The sequence below is a fragment of the Gracilimonas amylolytica genome (genome assembly GCF_002911695.1).
GTDB lineage: Bacteria > Bacteroidota > Rhodothermia > Balneolales > Balneolaceae > Gracilimonas > Gracilimonas amylolytica.
The window spans coordinates 287,377-302,009 of the sequence record NZ_PQBS01000037.1 but is presented as its reverse complement, the minus strand read 5'-3'; the positions used below and the strand labels follow the sequence as shown (position 1 = coordinate 302,009).

Sequence of the window (14,633 nt, the reverse complement as noted above, 5' to 3'; positions counted from 1 at the left end):
GATGTTGTACACTGAATGAAACTTACTTTATTCGAAATTAGTGCCTGAAATCCCGAATGAAAATGATCATTCGTCTTTAACAACCCAAAACTTAACCTGTGGTTTCAGATCACCTACCAGGCTAACGGTTGCGGTGTATTCACCGAGACCTTTAACTTCCTGATCAAGTGTCACATCTTTCTTCTCAACAAGAATGTCACGCTCTTCCAGTGCCTTGGCAATATCTGCGTTGGTCACGGTACCGTGGATCTTGTCTTCATCTCCTGTTGTAACCGGAATGGTCAGTGAGGTCACTTCAAGCTGCTTGGCCAGTTCTTTGGCTTCATTTACTGTAAATTCAGCCTGACGTGCGGCTTCCTTCTTCAGTCTTTCAAGTTCCTGAATGGCTCCTTTGGTTGCCATAACGGCTTTGCCTTGTGGGATCAGGTAGTTTCTACCGTATCCATCCTTCACATCAACAACTTCTCCGGATTGTCCTAATTTTTCTACGTCTTCTCTAAGAATGATCTTCATAATACTGTTCTATAAATTTTATCGAAGGTTTTCAGCTACGTACGGCATAAGTGCTAAAAAGCGAGCACGTTTGATGGCCGTTGTTAACTGTCGTTGATGTTTAGCACTTGTACCGGTAACACGACGCGGAAGGATCTTTCCCTGATCGTTGGTGAAGCGCTGAAGAGTCTCAACATCTTTGTAATCGATGTACTCAAGTCCGGCACGTGTAAACTTACACTGCTTAACTTTACGTTGATTTTTTTTCGGGTGTGATGGATTCTTAATCATAATTCAATTCCTTTTGTGAGATTTGGCTGTTTAATCGTCGTCTTCTTCGTTGTCCTCATCTTCGTCTTCGATCGCGAAGATATCAGGGACTTCATTTTTTCTCTGAAGTTCTCTGTGACGCAACATTTTTGCATCATACTTGAGGGTTAAGAAACGAAGCACGTTATCGTCAATGCGTAACTGTCGTTCAACAGAAGCGATCGCTTCAGCAGGTGCAGTGAAATACATATTCACATAGTATCCACTTCCTTTTTTGTCGATATCGTATGCAAACTGACGTAAGCCCCACTCATCAACTTCATCAATTTCACCACCGTTGTTTTCGATAAGCTTGTTAACTTTATCAACGGTCTCTTTAAACATGTCCTCTTCGAGAACAGGGTTTATGATATAGGTAAACTCGTAATAGTTCTTGCTCATTTTATATATGTTTTCTTTGGGTGCTTTCTGAGATAAAAGCAGTCACTCTGGCACTTTGCCGAGCAACAGAAGACTCCAAAGATACGCTTTTTTCAGCTACTATTACAACAGAATTAATTAAATACTAAACCAGCGTGCCGATCACCTTACTGACTTGACCTTCCCTATTTTCAACACATGCCCAACTCAGATACTTAAGGTGTAAACTTTCAGTTCAATTCATTGATCGCCTTTGCCAGATCAAGATCTTTTTGGGTTACCTTATCTCCCGCGTCGTGGGTGCTTAACGAGATCCTCACTGTATTGTACACATTGAACAGTTCAGGGTGATGTCCCTGCTTTTCTGCTTCAACTCCAACCCGAACGATAAAACCCAGGGCTTCACTGAAGTTTTTGAACTCGTATTCATTGCTGATCTTATCATTCTCAAACTTCCAGCCGGACAGAGATCCAAGTTTTTGCTCTATATCTGATTCTGTTAATGGTTTTGCCATAATACTCTTCTCCTACTTAGAATATGTTTCAGATTTCTACGATAGCCATTTTCATTTAATACAGTGCGAGTCACTACAAAATAGTTCCATGTATCCGGGTAGTTGCTTACGCTCTCTCACGCTCAGCTTCATAATTACTTAACGATTCTTTTGTAAATGGTGAACTTTATAATGCGAAGCGAATCGGAACGCTAAACGCATTTACAATATTTAAAGGATATGACAACTCACTTTTGATAATCTTTTAACGGCTGATTTTTCAGCCGGCTATTATTTTTTAAATCGATGGTTCAACAGAACTAACAATCGCTCAAATAACATTTCAAGAATTATTCAGAATTTGTATGTTATAAGCCATTAGAAATTTAACGCTAACCCTACTCTTTACTTAATTTTGAAGTCATTATCTGCAAAAAGCCTGATTACCTCCTTTTTAAGCCTGATGGCATTCTGGTACATCATGAGCGGTTTTTTTGATGTGACACACTCACTGATGGGAGTTGTCAGTGTTGGTATTGTGATGGCCGTTAATTACAAACTCAAAGCTCACTCCTATTTTGCGGATGAATCGGACGTGATCAAAGACCTCAGGGTCTTCTATGTACCCTACTATTTTCTGTGGTTACTCGTTCAGATCGTGGTTTCAGGAATTCAGGTTGCAAAGATCTTACTCACGCCATCGCTGCCTATTCAAACCTCAGTGGTAAAGTTTAAGGTCAATTTCCCAAATGCGCACTGCAAAATGATCCTTGGAAATTCGATAACGCTGACCCCGGGTACACTCACAGTGGATATAGAAGGAGATGAATTTACCGTGCATGCCATTTCACCGGTTTCTTTCGAAGGTATCGCAAGCGATGAAATGCCTCAAATGGTCTTGAAATTATTTAAAGCAGAAACAGATCAGGTAGTTTATGATTTTAGAGTTTTACACAGTAAGGAGGAGCTGAACTGATGGAATCATTTTTCCTCTACAGTGCAGTTATTCTCACTGCCATTATTGCGGTACCTGCTTACAGGGTGATCAAAGGTCCTACGGTATTTGACCGCCTTGTAGGAACCAATGCCATCGCAACAAAGACCATTGTGCTGATCTGCCTGATCGGATATGTGTTTGACCGCATTGGCATGTTCGTGGATATCACTCTTGCTTACGCAGTACTTGGATTTGTTGGATCGTTGACCATAGCCAAATATTTCTCATCAGAGAACACAAACTTCCGATACGATGATTGATATCACAAATATCCTGACCATACTTTTTGTTGTTGCCGGGATCTTCTTTTTGCTGATCGGAAGTATTGGTACGATCCGTTTACCCGATTTTTACTCAAGAACTCACGCCACCAGTAAAAGTGATACGCTGGGCATGATGCTGATCATACTTGGACTGATCATTTATGAGGGGTTGAATATTAACAGCGGAAAATTGTTTCTCATACTCCTGTTCATATTACTGGCCAATCCGGTTGGCGCTCATGCCCTGGCGCGTGCAGCTATCAATTCAGGATTAAAACCTATTTTTGAAGATCATAAAAAGAAGAAGGAGGATAGCTGATGTTCTGGGAACTTGAGATCATTCTTTTCATCTTTTTATTGATCACGGCAATTATAGCCCTCGAATCGAAAGACCTGCTGGTGGCCGCCGTCATGCTTACACTTTTCAGCTTCTTAATGGCCTTGTTATTTACCACCATGGGAGCCGTGGATGTAGGTTTTACCGAAGCCGTAGTAGGCGCCGGTGTGACCGGAATACTCTTGATCGTAGCAATTTATCAAACCACATTTAAGACAGAAGATTGAAGGTTCTAAAACTACTTTTAATACTGGTATTTGCACTGTTGCTGCTGTTTGCTGCTTCAGACCTTCCCTTTCGTGGAAAGGCTGATAATCAGATGAATCAGCGAACCAGCATGACCGGCACTGAGGTGCCCGGCAATTACTATATCCGTGAAGCATATAACGATGCTCACACACCCAATATCGTAACCGTTGTACTTGGTGATTATCGTAGCATTGATACCCTGGGTGAGCAGATCGTGATATTCACAGCCGGTATGATCACCTTCCTTTTACTCAGAAACCGGAGGGAAGACGATGAAAGGTAGGTCACCCAGCCCGATCGTATTATTAGGTACCCGTTTTCTAAGTCCGTATATCATGGTCTTTGGATTCTATGTGATCTTTCACGGGCACTATTCCCCGGGCGGCGGATTTCAGGGTGGAACCCTGCTTGCCGCTTCACTTTTACTGGTCAGAATTGCCAGCGGCACAAAGATCGCCAACCTTCAATTCAAGGATTATCTGGCAACACCCTATGCCGCCATTGGTGTGATCATCTATTTTGGAACGGGATTACTCGCACTCATTATGGGCGGATATTTCCTGGATTACGAACAACTGCCTCTTCCCGGATTGGAAGGAGCAGACCTGAGATACTGGGGAATTCTGATCATTGAACTTGGGATCGGGCTCACGGTTATGACCGTATTGGTGCTGATCTATGATAACATGGTGAAAGGAGAAGATTATGCTTGATTTCTTTATGGGCCATTACGCGTATTGGTTTACCATGATCCTGCTTTCGGTAGGGCTGTATGGAATGTTGTTGAAAAAGAATTTAGTGAAGAAGACCATTGGTCTGTCCATTTTTCAGGCCGGTGTAATTCTGTTTTTTGTGTCTGTAGCGATGAAAGAAGGTGCCACCGTTCCGGTAAAAGCCGATGGCCTTCCGGTCAGTGAAGTGGCAAATTACATGAATGCCTTACCGCATACTTTAATGCTGACAGCTATTGTGGTTGGTGTAGCAACACTGGGAGTTGCCTACGCCCTTTTGATCAAGATATACAACCGTTACGGCACGCTGAACGAAGAAGAACTTTTAGATAAGATTCAATGATCGGATCAGAGATACCGGCTTTAATTCCTGTTACCTATATCCTGTTTGCGATATTAATACCTCTCATAGGATTATGGAAGCGTGAGATCGTCTGGCACCTGAGCCTGCTCGGTACCGGCATAGCCTCTTTCCTTTCGGCTTGGGGGTTTTTACATCTCATTAACACCGGAGAAACCATACGCTATTACTTTGGTGGCTGGACTCCCCCGGTCGGAATTGAATTTGTTTATGACGGCCTGGCGGCATTTATTGTTCTGGTCATCAACACCATCGCCTTTCTGGTCTTGATTCACTCTAAAGAGATCAGCAAACTGGAATTTCCCGGCAAGAAAATGCCCTACTACACCATCGCCATGCTAATGATGCTTGGTTTCAATGGCATGGTGCTCACCGGCGATCTTTTCAATCTGTATGTTTTCCTGGAGATCTCATCACTTTCAAGCTATGCACTGATCGCTATTGGTGAAAAACGAGCTCCTTATGCTTCCTTCCGGTATCTCATTATCGGAACGGTCGGTGGCTCACTCTATCTTTTGGGCGTTGGATTTCTTTACACCGTTACGGGCACTCTGAATATCATTGACATGCATGCCATGTTGCCTCAGGTGATCGGACATTCCTCCGTAGTGGCCGCACTTATACTTATGGTCATCGGTGTTGGGGTGAAAGCGGCTCTGTTCCCGCTTCATGGCTGGCTGCCCGATTCGTACACTTTTGCCTCCTCAAGTTCTTCTGCCTTGATCGCCCCTATCGGTACCAAAGTAGCTGCCTACATTTTATTTAGAGTGGTTCTCTTTTTATTCGGAGTGGATCTGATCGATGATCAGTTACCGGTAACCACCATCATTGGAATTTTTGCTGGTATCGGGATCCTTTACGGTTCCATCATGGCTATTGCCCAAAGTGAAATGAAGAAGATGCTGGCTTACAGCTCCGTATCTCAGATCGGATATATTATCATGGGGATCAGCCAGGCAAATCCATTTGGGTTTATTGGGGCCGTGCTTCATGTCCTAAACCACGCATTGATGAAAGCATTGCTGTTTCTTGTCTCCGGAAGTTTACGATCCAAAGAAGGCCACTCTCTCATTACGAAATTCAATAACAGCTATCGCAAAAAATATCCCTGGACGATGGCTGCTTTTACAACTGCGGCCATCTCTATGGTTGGGCTACCGCCACTTGCCGGCTTTTTCTCGAAATGGTATCTGGCACTGGGAACCATCGAAAACAGTAACTGGATCCTCCTTGCGGTTATCCTCATCAGTTCATTGCTGAATGCGGTGTATTTCTTCAGAATTCTCGAAAAAGTATATCTAAACGATCCTGAAGAAGAATTAACTGAAGACACCGAAATCATAGAAAACAACGAAGTCGGTTTCACCATGATGTTTCCAATGGCTGTGATGGCTTTAGGTTTATTAGTAGTGGGTATATTCAATGCCTACATCGTCAATATAATTTTCACCATGTTTCCTGCAGGATTTTAATCAGATAATTAACGCAATGGAGCTAACGTACGTCCCTTTATATGCTGTACTGGTATCGCTGGCTGCGGTGCCGTTCATCTTGCTGAGTTCAAAGAAACCGAATCTCCGCGAGTTCTGGACGATACTTGCCGGTGTTATCAAATTCCTGCTGGTTCTCACCTTATTACCCTCTGCCCTGCAAGGCAATGTGATCGAACTGGAATTGCTTGAGATCGCACCAAACCTGCCGCTGGTACTCAAAGCTGATACCTTTGGCGTGTTCTTTGCCCTCATTGCCTCCGGACTATGGATCTTCACCTCGTTCTATTCAATAGGCTACATGCGCGGCCACAAAGAAAAGAAACAGACCCGATATTTTGCCAGTTTTGCTGTCTGTTTAAGCTCTACCATTGGGATCGCGTTTTCCGGTAACCTTTTGACCTTTATCATCTTTTACGAGATGCTGACCCTGGCCACCTATCCTCTCGTTATTCACAGTGAAAGCAAAAAAGCCATAGCAGCTGGTCGTAAATACCTTAGCTATACCCTGACTGCCGGCTTACTCCTGATCGCTGCCGCAGGAATTACTTATTCCCTCACAGGAACCCTGGATTTTGTACCGGGTGGTATTTTTGGAGACACGGATCTTACAAGCACAATGGCCGTCACCATATTTCTTCTATTTCTCGGCGGTGTTGGGGTGAAAGCCGGCATCATGCCTCTGCATAGCTGGTTACCTTCGGCTATGGCTGCCCCCACACCGGTAAGTTCCCTGCTACACGCTGTTGCCGTGGTAAAATCCGGTGTTTTTGGGGTGATCCGTGTGGTTGGATTCATCTTTGGTCCTGATGTAATGGCCCAGTTCGGCCTGAACGATATACTGATGGTACTCGCCGGCTTTACCATTATTGTAGCCTCCCTACTGGCCTTTGCACAAGATAATCTGAAACGAAGACTGGCTTATTCAACCGTAGGTCATCTTTCTTATATCGTGCTTGGTGTGGCTTTACTCACTGAAACCGGCCTGGTGGGTAGTATCATGCATATTTCCTTTCATGCCACCATGAAGATCACCCTTTTCTTCTGTGCCGGTGCTATTATGGTCAATTTGCATAAAAAGAATATCAGCGACCTGAATGGGATCGCCAAGGTCATGCCATGGACCATGGCAGCATTTACCATCGGTTCCATGGGGCTCGCCGGGATCCCACCAGTAAACGGATTTGTAAGTAAATGGTACTTAGCAGCCGGAGCCCTTGAAGGTGGCATGCTGGTACCGGTCATAATTTTTGTAGTGAGTGGATTACTGAACGTGGGCTATTTCTTTCCCATCATCCACAGAGCTTATTTCAAGAAAGGCGGCCCTGAACTGGAAGGCCATACCGAGGCTTCTCCCTTCATGGTAGTCCCGTTAATGAGCACGGCCGTTCTTTCCATTTTATTTGGATTGAATCCTGATCTGTTTTTCAACTTTTTCGATATGGCCTCCTCTGTAGCCTCAACCATATTTAATTCTATCTGACCATGAAGAACTGGCACTGGATTATATTAGGTTTACTGCTGATCGTCAGTCTGGTACTGGAATTTACCTACCTGGCTGACTACGACTCACACTGGTGGAACAGCGTTCCCGCTTTTTATGCCTTATGGGGTGGACTGGGAGCTATCGTTTTGATCTTTGGTTCAAAGATCCTTGGTAAAATATTCATCTTAAGCAACGAAGATTACTATGATCGTTGAGCTCATTTCAATTCCGGCTATAATTTTGATATTGGGAGCCCTCGTGCTTCCACTGTTACCGGAACGTGTCAGAAGTGCTGCTTTTATCACCTTTCCTCTGATCGCGTTGGGGATCCTTTGGAATCTACCTGATGGTGATCTGTTACAGGTATCCTTCGCCAGTTATGAATTACAACTTCTTTCGGTAGATGGATTAAGCCGAATTTTTGGGATCATCTTCTCCCTCATCACTATAATTGGAGGGATATATGCTTTCCATATCAAAGACATAGGACAGCAAAGTTCGGCACTTGCCTACGCAGGTGGAGCCCTTGGGGTAACCTTTGCAGGGGATTACTTCACTCTGTTCATATTCTGGGAACTGATGGCCGCGGCCTCTTCTTACCTGATCTGGGCAAGGCGTACAAACGAATCGGATAAAGCAGGTATGCGCTACCTGTTGGTTCATATTCTTGGTGGTGGCTTATTGTTTACCGGTATCTTGTTACATCTGAATGCAGGCGGATCTCTCTATCTCGAACAGCTGATGCCCGATTACACCCTTGCAAACATTTTTATACTTCTGGGTGTGGCATTGAACACAGCCGTACCGCCTCTGCACGCATGGCTTGCTGATGCCTATCCAAAAGCTACTATTACCGGAGCGGTATTTATGTGTGCCTTGACTACAAAATCTGCAGTTTACGTGATGATCCGCCTATTCCCCGGATGGGAAGTTTTGATCTGGGTTGGAGTGATCATGGCCATTTATGGCACCATTTATGCCCTACTTGCAAATGATATCCGTGAGATCCTGGCTTATAGCATCATCAGTCAGATCGGTTATATGGTGACCGCTATTGGAATCGGTTCTGAACTTGCCCTTAATGGTGCCACAGCTCATGCTTTCAATCATATTATTTATAAATCTCTGTTGTTTATGGCAGCAGGTGCCGTTATTTACTCAACCGGAAAAAGTAAACTGAGCGAATTAGGCGGACTTTCCAAAAAAATGCCTTTAGTTCTTGGATTGTATCTGGTTGGTGCCCTATCAATTTCAGGAGCTCCGTTTCTGAATGGGTTTATCAGTAAGACAATGATCTCCGGTGCCATGGGAGACGCTCACCTGGAATGGCCTATCTTGTTGCTACTTATTGCAACCATCGGAACATTCATACACTCAGGACTTAAACTCCCCTACTTTACATGGTTCAGGGAAAGAACAGAGGATCTGGAACTCAAAGCTATACCTGTGAACATGAAAGTGGCAATGGGTGTTGGAGCCTTTTTCTGCATTCTGTTTGGAGTGGCTCCTCAACTTCTTTACACCCAACTGCCCTATCCAACTGACTTCCAGCCATTCTCAGTGTATAATTTCGTAGAAATGACACAGATCCTGGTACTGGCTTTTGTTGCTTTCTGGTTCCTTAAAGATCATTTGAACACCTCTTCAACCATCTCCTCAGACACCGACTGGTTTTATCGCAAACCGGCAACTATCGTAGAAAAGATATTCGTTACCTTCCCAAATAACCTGTTTGGCAAAGCTGAGCAGGTAGTCTATGCGATTGCAGGGGGTGTTTCATCGGTATCCAAGAATCCTCTAAAGATCTTATTGCCATCATTTGTGGCAGAAGGCCGTGAGGTCAAATCGGATGGATTTTCAGCGTCAATTGGAGCGGCACTGTCCTTTATATTATTCGGGTTTATCGTAGCCCTTTTGGTCATTTTACTATAGAACCGATAACACCCATACTCTAATTTAGATAGGTCGATAAAGCTTTTATCTTCGGGGCTCCATATCCATCAAAATTCAATTTATAAAGATCGTTTGAAACGCTTTAGGTCCTATTTTTTTATTTTTGTGATCATCTTAACAGGTTCACTGCCCGAGACTTTCGCACAACCCATTAGCGATGAAGGGAAACGGATCACTGTGACCGATACCCTGGACTTTGCCTTTATGCCGGCTTTGGGATACAACAGCGACTATGGCTTGATCGGTGGTGGGATCATAAGCCGGTATCATTACAGAGATGGGGTTCGGCCATTTTACTCATATTTTACGGTTGATGCATTGGCTTCCACGAATGGATTATTTTCTGCATCCATCCTGTACGATAAACCTCATATCTTTGATCAAAGAAAACGACTCACCACTGAACTGTTTGTTTCCAAGTTCCTGAATGATCAATTTTATGGAGTTGGTACCTACGATGATCTGCATCCCTCTATTTTAGAAGATCAGGAATTCTACTATTACGAATCTTTTTCGTTTGGCATAGAATCGATCCTTCGCCATTCATTGAAACAATACTCATCAGGATATTCATCTGATGTGTATTTCCTGACCGAATTTGATTATCACAACCCGGTGGATATCGGTCAAAATTCATATTTGTATCAGAGAAGTCCTGTGGGTGTAGAAAAGTCAGGGACTGTTTCTCTTGGAACCGGATATATTTTTGACAGTCGTGATAACGAATTCGATCCCCGTAATGGCATCTATGGCAAAGCAGGGTTTCAGCTGATCAAAGATTACACCCGGACAACCGATATCTTTCCCTTCGTTGAAAGTGAGATCAGAACGTATTACACCTTTCACCTTATCCGGGATATCACTTTTGCCAATCGCCTCTCATATCAACACATTGACGGAGAGGCTCCATTCAGAAAACTTCCGGTCATAGGTGGCGAAGAGACCATGAGGGGTTACCCGCAAAACCGGTTCATGGATGATAATGCCCTTTTACTGAATACCGAACTGAGAACCTGGCTATTCGAATTCCCTGCTTATGAAGTCAAATTTGGTGGTACTCTTTTCTTTGATGCAGGACGAACCTATGCCAATGGAACCTCATTAAAGGACGTGTTTGATGATCTTAAATACACTTATGGTTTGGGAGGCACAAGTTCTTTCTTCAACGCGAATTTTATATTTCGTGCTGACCTCGGTTTTTCTGACGATGGCTATGGATTATACTTTACCGCCGGTTACCTTTTTTGATCAGAGCTGATGTTTATCAGTAAGTAGAACTCAGTAATTCCCGGTTTCGGTACATGATATCCTTAGCACGTTCTTTGAGTAAAGTAGCTGCATCCATCAGCATGAATTCATCGTTTGGAAATGGCACGGCCCTTCTTTCAATGATCTCCCTGGAGTCTTCACTTAAAGCACGCTCATCACCGGTAAATGCACCTGAAACATGCTCAAACACAGCGGTGACACCAATATTTTCAGATCTAACCAGTTGATCTGTACGCAGGTCAATATAGTCAAGACTTCCGCCAACGGTAGCTTCCTTGAACTGTCTCTGAGTTTGAACTTCTGCTGATACCGTGATCATATTCGGAACTTTGATATCATTACCCAGGGAGTCTTTCATGACGTTCCCTCTTTGATCCAACACGTATTTGGTGCCATCCTGAATCTCAACAGATTCTGTGTACTTTTCGCGCTCCAGGCCTTCAGGACTCATTGATATACGATTGATGTTCAAAGCAACAAAATAGTCGTAATTCACCTCCTCATTCTCATACACACTGTACTGTATCCAGCGATTATTCAGGTCGCCCAGGCTGATCTTAAGCAACTCAGCCTCAAAGCGTTCGGGCAGCATGATCTCTGAATTATTTTCAACAACAAACAAGACCTGATTGGTACCCAGATAGGCTGCTTCCCGTTGCAGATCATTCACATCCTTGTAGTTTGGATACAGGTCCTGAACATTTTCAAATTCATAATACGCCCGCCGCGCGTTTTCCCTTCCCCCCATGTCCAGAAATTCAAGCCCTTGCAGGTAAGACGTTTCAGCCGCCTGTTCTTTTGAGGCGATCAATTCATCATCGTAATCAATGATCCGGAACTCATTCAAAAGCCTGGAAGGCAACGTTTTGATCCTGTCTTGTCTGCGATCAAGCCGACCGTAAAGCTCATATATCCGTACGTAATTTTCACTTCTGCCTTCTTTTTCAAGAAAGGTGATCTGATCCATGTCAAATGTATTAGCCTTGGTATAAGCCTCTTTCAACACATATAACTCTTTATCATTACCGGGATCCTTTCTGAGTTTATTAACAGCTTTCTCGATGGCTCGATCGTACTCACCTTTCTGCAAAAGCTTTTCAGAGGAGTTACATCCGGTAATCAGGATCACTGAAAATAGAACTACAAATAGTCGTTTAAGCATAGGTCACCTCACGATTGATATTGAAAGAAGAAACGAAGTCCTGACTAATTCTACTAATTTGAATCGAATATTTCCTAAAGAATCATACAAAGAAATACACCAAACCTACTGCACCGACGATCCAGCAGTAATAGGCAAAATAATGGAAACCGCGTCTTTTAAGAATGATAATTAGATATTTGAGAGCATAATAACCTGAAATAAATGCTGCAAAAAATCCTATCACCAGATTTATCAGGGCTGCATCAGAAATACCCAGCTCAATAAGTTCTTTCACTTCAAGCAGCATGGCACCGGCAATAACAGGGATCAGCATCAGGAATGAAAAATTAGCGGCTGCTTCCCGTTTCACCCCAAGCCATAAAGCTGTGGAAATAGTGGAACCTGAACGACTTATACCCGGTATCATTGCAAAAGACTGGGCAATTCCGATCAGGAAACTTTTGCCTAAAGAGACTTCCTTTGGAGTATCTTTTACAAACTTAGTGGAAAAAAGCATTAATCCGGTTACAATAAGCATTCCGGAAACGATCAAAGGAGAAGAAAATATGGATTCAACCTGCTCTTCGAGTGTAAAACCTACGATCATGGCAGGGATCATACTTATCAAAATAAAACCGATCAGTTTTACATTGGGGTCTTCTTTCTTTGCTGAGGGAGCTCGCAAGAAGCTTAATCCTGAAGTGATCAGTTCCCAGATGATCTTACGATAATAAACAAGGATACTGCACAAGGTTCCAAAGTGTACCACTACTTCAAAAGTGATCCCGGTTTCAACCTCTACCCCCAGAATTTGTTTACCTAAAACCAGATGTCCCGAACTGCTGATAGGTAAAAATTCAGTTAATCCTTGAATGATACCTAATAAAAAAGATTGTAAAATGTCCATTTATTATATTTGTTCACTTTTTTAAGGCGAGAAAATAATCATATCATCAGCTAATACTAAATAAAGAATTATTAAATATGAGTGAATACGCAGTTGACATGGAAGCCCTGACCCAAAAGATCGAGAAGGACAGTGCTTTCATTGAGGATATCAGAAAGGAACTTGATAAGGTTATTATCGGTCAAAAATATATGATAGACCGATTGTTAGTGGGGTTACTCACCAATGGGCATGTTCTGCTTGAAGGAGTTCCCGGCCTGGCCAAGACACTGACCGTATCGAGCTTGGCCACTGTGTTAGCCACGTCATTTCAGCGTATTCAGTTTACCCCGGATCTCCTCCCTGCCGACCTGATCGGAACGCTCATTTACAATCAGAAAGAAGGCGATTTCTTTGTTAAAAAGGGCCCTATTTTTGCCAACATCATTCTGGCAGATGAGATCAACCGTTCTCCGGCCAAGGTTCAAAGTGCCCTACTTGAGGCCATGCAGGAGAAACAGGTAACCATTGGTGAAAGCACCTTTAAACTAGAAGAACCATTTTTAGTACTCGCTACACAAAACCCGGTTGAGCAGGAAGGTACCTATCCGCTTCCTGAGGCTCAGGTTGACCGCTTCATGCTGAAGCTGAAGATCGATTATCCGACTGAAAAAGAGGAAATGCAGATCATGCGCATGCAGGCTAAAACGGGTGAGAAAGAAACACTGAATAAAGTGGTAGATCCCCAAAAGATCCTTGATGCCCGAAAGACGATCAACGAGATCTACATGGATGAAAAGGTAGAGCAATACATTATCGATCTTGTTTTTGCCACGCGAAAACCAAAGAATTATAATCTGGATGATCTTGAGGATCTGATCAGTTTCGGTGCCTCACCAAGGGCCACCATCAACCTGAACCTTGCGGCCCGTGCACAGGCGTTTATGGAGCACAGAGCCTATGTTACACCCGAAGATGTGCGTACTATTGCCATGGATGTTCTGAGACACCGCATCATTCCAACCTTTGAGGCTGAAGCCGAGGATATTGGTCCCGAAGATATCGTTACCAAGATCATGAATAATGTACAGGTGCCTTAGAAGTAAACGCTTCTGATTTACAAGCTCATCTGAAAATCACCATAAAAAAGCCTCATATCCCTATTCCGGGAAATGAGGCTTTTTTCTTTTTAAGTGACCTGATCATCGATCAGGATTTGTCCTCTTCTTTCGATTTGTTCTTTAGCTGATCATAACCAATGGGTATGGCGAAACATAAGATCGCCAACGCTGCAATTATGAGTGTTGCTGCATCAAATTCCATGTGAGTAAAAATTAAAAATTCTAAGATGCACCATTCCCTTCTATTCAATTAATGTGGAATGATGATTTGTACCGATGAGATCTTAGTTTTACTCAGGTATGAACGTGATGTGGGAAGATCAGTTTCCTCAGGCTCAGTCCGGGTTCGATCAGGAAACAGTTTGCTCTGTAGTGTTCTTGCCGGCACCTGTTATTTCCTTTCGATTCTACACCTTTTGGTGAAAGTTCTTCATGGTTCGTTTCGGCTGAAGACAAGTGGTTGTTCTCAACATCCATGAACTCAGCCGAACCCGGTAACTGAAAAGAAAAAAATAATGCTGATTGTGGGGGCAGTGACTCATCATTGATCTGATGACCGGATGCCTGTATCTGAGAAGAGACCTGCTGAACCGATTGCCCAAAGGCGGCAGAGCCTGCAAGCAAGACTAAAAACAGAGTACTATATGTTTGCAACTTACACATACCCCAA

The 14,633-nt window shown here is 43.4% G+C and carries 20 protein-coding genes; 13 read left to right on the top strand and 7 right to left on the bottom strand.

Annotated features, from left to right (window positions below):
* Positions 1-66: 66 nt before the first annotated feature.
* The 4 genes from rplI to C3B73_RS10800 all read right to left on the bottom strand — a co-directional run bounded on the left by rplI (position 67) and on the right by C3B73_RS10800 (position 1,697).
* Entirely contained in the window at positions 67-513 is a 447-nt protein-coding gene (gene rplI / locus C3B73_RS10815; protein WP_103665609.1) for a 50S ribosomal protein L9, read from the bottom strand.
* Between the two features lie 18 nt (positions 514-531).
* On the bottom strand, positions 532-783 hold the full coding sequence (gene rpsR / locus C3B73_RS10810) for a 30S ribosomal protein S18 (protein ID WP_103665608.1): 252 nt from the start codon (positions 781-783) through the stop codon (positions 532-534).
* A 30-nt stretch (positions 784-813) separates the two neighbouring features.
* Complete coding sequence (gene rpsF / locus C3B73_RS10805; protein ID WP_103665607.1) at positions 814-1,203, bottom strand: 30S ribosomal protein S6; 390 nt, start codon at positions 1,201-1,203, stop codon at positions 814-816.
* Positions 1,204-1,412: 209 nt separating this feature from the next.
* Positions 1,413-1,697, bottom strand: coding sequence for a 4a-hydroxytetrahydrobiopterin dehydratase (locus C3B73_RS10800; RefSeq protein WP_103665606.1), 285 nt, complete (start codon positions 1,695-1,697; stop codon positions 1,413-1,415).
* A 394-nt stretch (positions 1,698-2,091) separates the two neighbouring features.
* On the opposite strand from C3B73_RS10800, the gene C3B73_RS10795 reads away from it, so the two are divergent.
* From C3B73_RS10795 to C3B73_RS10740, 12 genes are all read left to right on the top strand, one after another.
* Positions 2,092-2,652, top strand: coding sequence for a Na+/H+ antiporter subunit E (locus tag C3B73_RS10795; RefSeq protein WP_232803153.1), 561 nt, complete (start codon positions 2,092-2,094; stop codon positions 2,650-2,652).
* Complete coding sequence (locus C3B73_RS10790) at positions 2,652-2,933, top strand: monovalent cation/H+ antiporter complex subunit F (protein WP_103665604.1); 282 nt, start codon at positions 2,652-2,654, stop codon at positions 2,931-2,933. Before C3B73_RS10795 ends, C3B73_RS10790 begins: the two co-directional genes overlap by 1 nt.
* On the top strand, positions 2,926-3,255 hold the full coding sequence (mnhG, locus tag C3B73_RS10785) for a monovalent cation/H(+) antiporter subunit G (RefSeq protein ID WP_103665603.1): 330 nt from the start codon (positions 2,926-2,928) through the stop codon (positions 3,253-3,255). The genes C3B73_RS10790 and mnhG overlap by 8 nt, the downstream gene beginning before the upstream one ends.
* Entirely contained in the window at positions 3,255-3,500 is a 246-nt protein-coding gene (locus C3B73_RS10780) for a hydrogenase subunit MbhD domain-containing protein (RefSeq protein WP_103665602.1), read from the top strand. Before mnhG ends, C3B73_RS10780 begins: the two co-directional genes overlap by 1 nt.
* Positions 3,497-3,805 carry a hydrogen gas-evolving membrane-bound hydrogenase subunit E gene (gene mbhE, locus C3B73_RS10775; RefSeq protein WP_103665601.1) on the top strand — a complete coding sequence of 103 codons (309 nt, stop codon included), beginning with the start codon at positions 3,497-3,499 and terminating at the stop codon, positions 3,803-3,805. Before C3B73_RS10780 ends, mbhE begins: the two co-directional genes overlap by 4 nt.
* On the top strand, positions 3,795-4,235 hold the full coding sequence (locus C3B73_RS10770) for an MnhB domain-containing protein (RefSeq protein WP_103665600.1): 441 nt from the start codon (positions 3,795-3,797) through the stop codon (positions 4,233-4,235). Before mbhE ends, C3B73_RS10770 begins: the two co-directional genes overlap by 11 nt.
* Entirely contained in the window at positions 4,228-4,596 is a 369-nt protein-coding gene (locus C3B73_RS10765; RefSeq protein WP_103665599.1) for a cation:proton antiporter subunit C, read from the top strand. The genes C3B73_RS10770 and C3B73_RS10765 overlap by 8 nt, the downstream gene beginning before the upstream one ends.
* Positions 4,593-6,086 carry a proton-conducting transporter transmembrane domain-containing protein gene (locus tag C3B73_RS10760; protein WP_103665598.1) on the top strand — a complete coding sequence of 498 codons (1,494 nt, stop codon included), beginning with the start codon at positions 4,593-4,595 and terminating at the stop codon, positions 6,084-6,086. Before C3B73_RS10765 ends, C3B73_RS10760 begins: the two co-directional genes overlap by 4 nt.
* A 16-nt stretch (positions 6,087-6,102) precedes the next feature.
* On the top strand, positions 6,103-7,587 hold the full coding sequence (locus tag C3B73_RS10755) for a monovalent cation/H+ antiporter subunit D family protein (RefSeq protein WP_103665597.1): 1,485 nt from the start codon (positions 6,103-6,105) through the stop codon (positions 7,585-7,587).
* Positions 7,588-7,589: 2 nt separating this feature from the next.
* The gene (locus C3B73_RS10750) at positions 7,590-7,805 is read left to right on the top strand and encodes a hypothetical protein (RefSeq protein ID WP_103665596.1); all 216 of its coding nucleotides are present in this window, start codon (positions 7,590-7,592) and stop codon (positions 7,803-7,805) included.
* Positions 7,795-9,522: a Na(+)/H(+) antiporter subunit D gene (locus C3B73_RS10745; protein WP_103665595.1), complete on the top strand. Its 1,728-nt coding sequence runs from the start codon at positions 7,795-7,797 to the stop codon at positions 9,520-9,522. Before C3B73_RS10750 ends, C3B73_RS10745 begins: the two co-directional genes overlap by 11 nt.
* 126 nt (positions 9,523-9,648) lie before the next feature.
* Entirely contained in the window at positions 9,649-10,791 is a 1,143-nt protein-coding gene (locus C3B73_RS10740; RefSeq protein WP_232803151.1) for a BamA/TamA family outer membrane protein, read from the top strand.
* A 16-nt stretch (positions 10,792-10,807) separates the two neighbouring features.
* Here C3B73_RS10740 and C3B73_RS10735 read toward each other — a convergent pair whose 3' ends face one another.
* The gene (locus C3B73_RS10735) at positions 10,808-11,974 is read right to left on the bottom strand and encodes a hypothetical protein (RefSeq protein WP_103665593.1); all 1,167 of its coding nucleotides are present in this window, start codon (positions 11,972-11,974) and stop codon (positions 10,808-10,810) included.
* A gap of 82 nt (positions 11,975-12,056) precedes the next feature.
* Positions 12,057-12,863: an undecaprenyl-diphosphate phosphatase gene (locus tag C3B73_RS10730; RefSeq protein WP_103665592.1), complete on the bottom strand. Its 807-nt coding sequence runs from the start codon at positions 12,861-12,863 to the stop codon at positions 12,057-12,059.
* 77 nt (positions 12,864-12,940) lie between these two features.
* On the opposite strand from C3B73_RS10730, the gene C3B73_RS10725 reads away from it, so the two are divergent.
* On the top strand, positions 12,941-13,942 hold the full coding sequence (locus C3B73_RS10725; protein WP_103665591.1) for an AAA family ATPase: 1,002 nt from the start codon (positions 12,941-12,943) through the stop codon (positions 13,940-13,942).
* A gap of 315 nt (positions 13,943-14,257) precedes the next feature.
* Here C3B73_RS10725 and C3B73_RS10720 read toward each other — a convergent pair whose 3' ends face one another.
* The gene (locus C3B73_RS10720; RefSeq protein WP_157939481.1) at positions 14,258-14,617 is read right to left on the bottom strand and encodes a hypothetical protein; all 360 of its coding nucleotides are present in this window, start codon (positions 14,615-14,617) and stop codon (positions 14,258-14,260) included.
* Between the last annotated feature and the right edge of the window lie 16 nt (positions 14,618-14,633).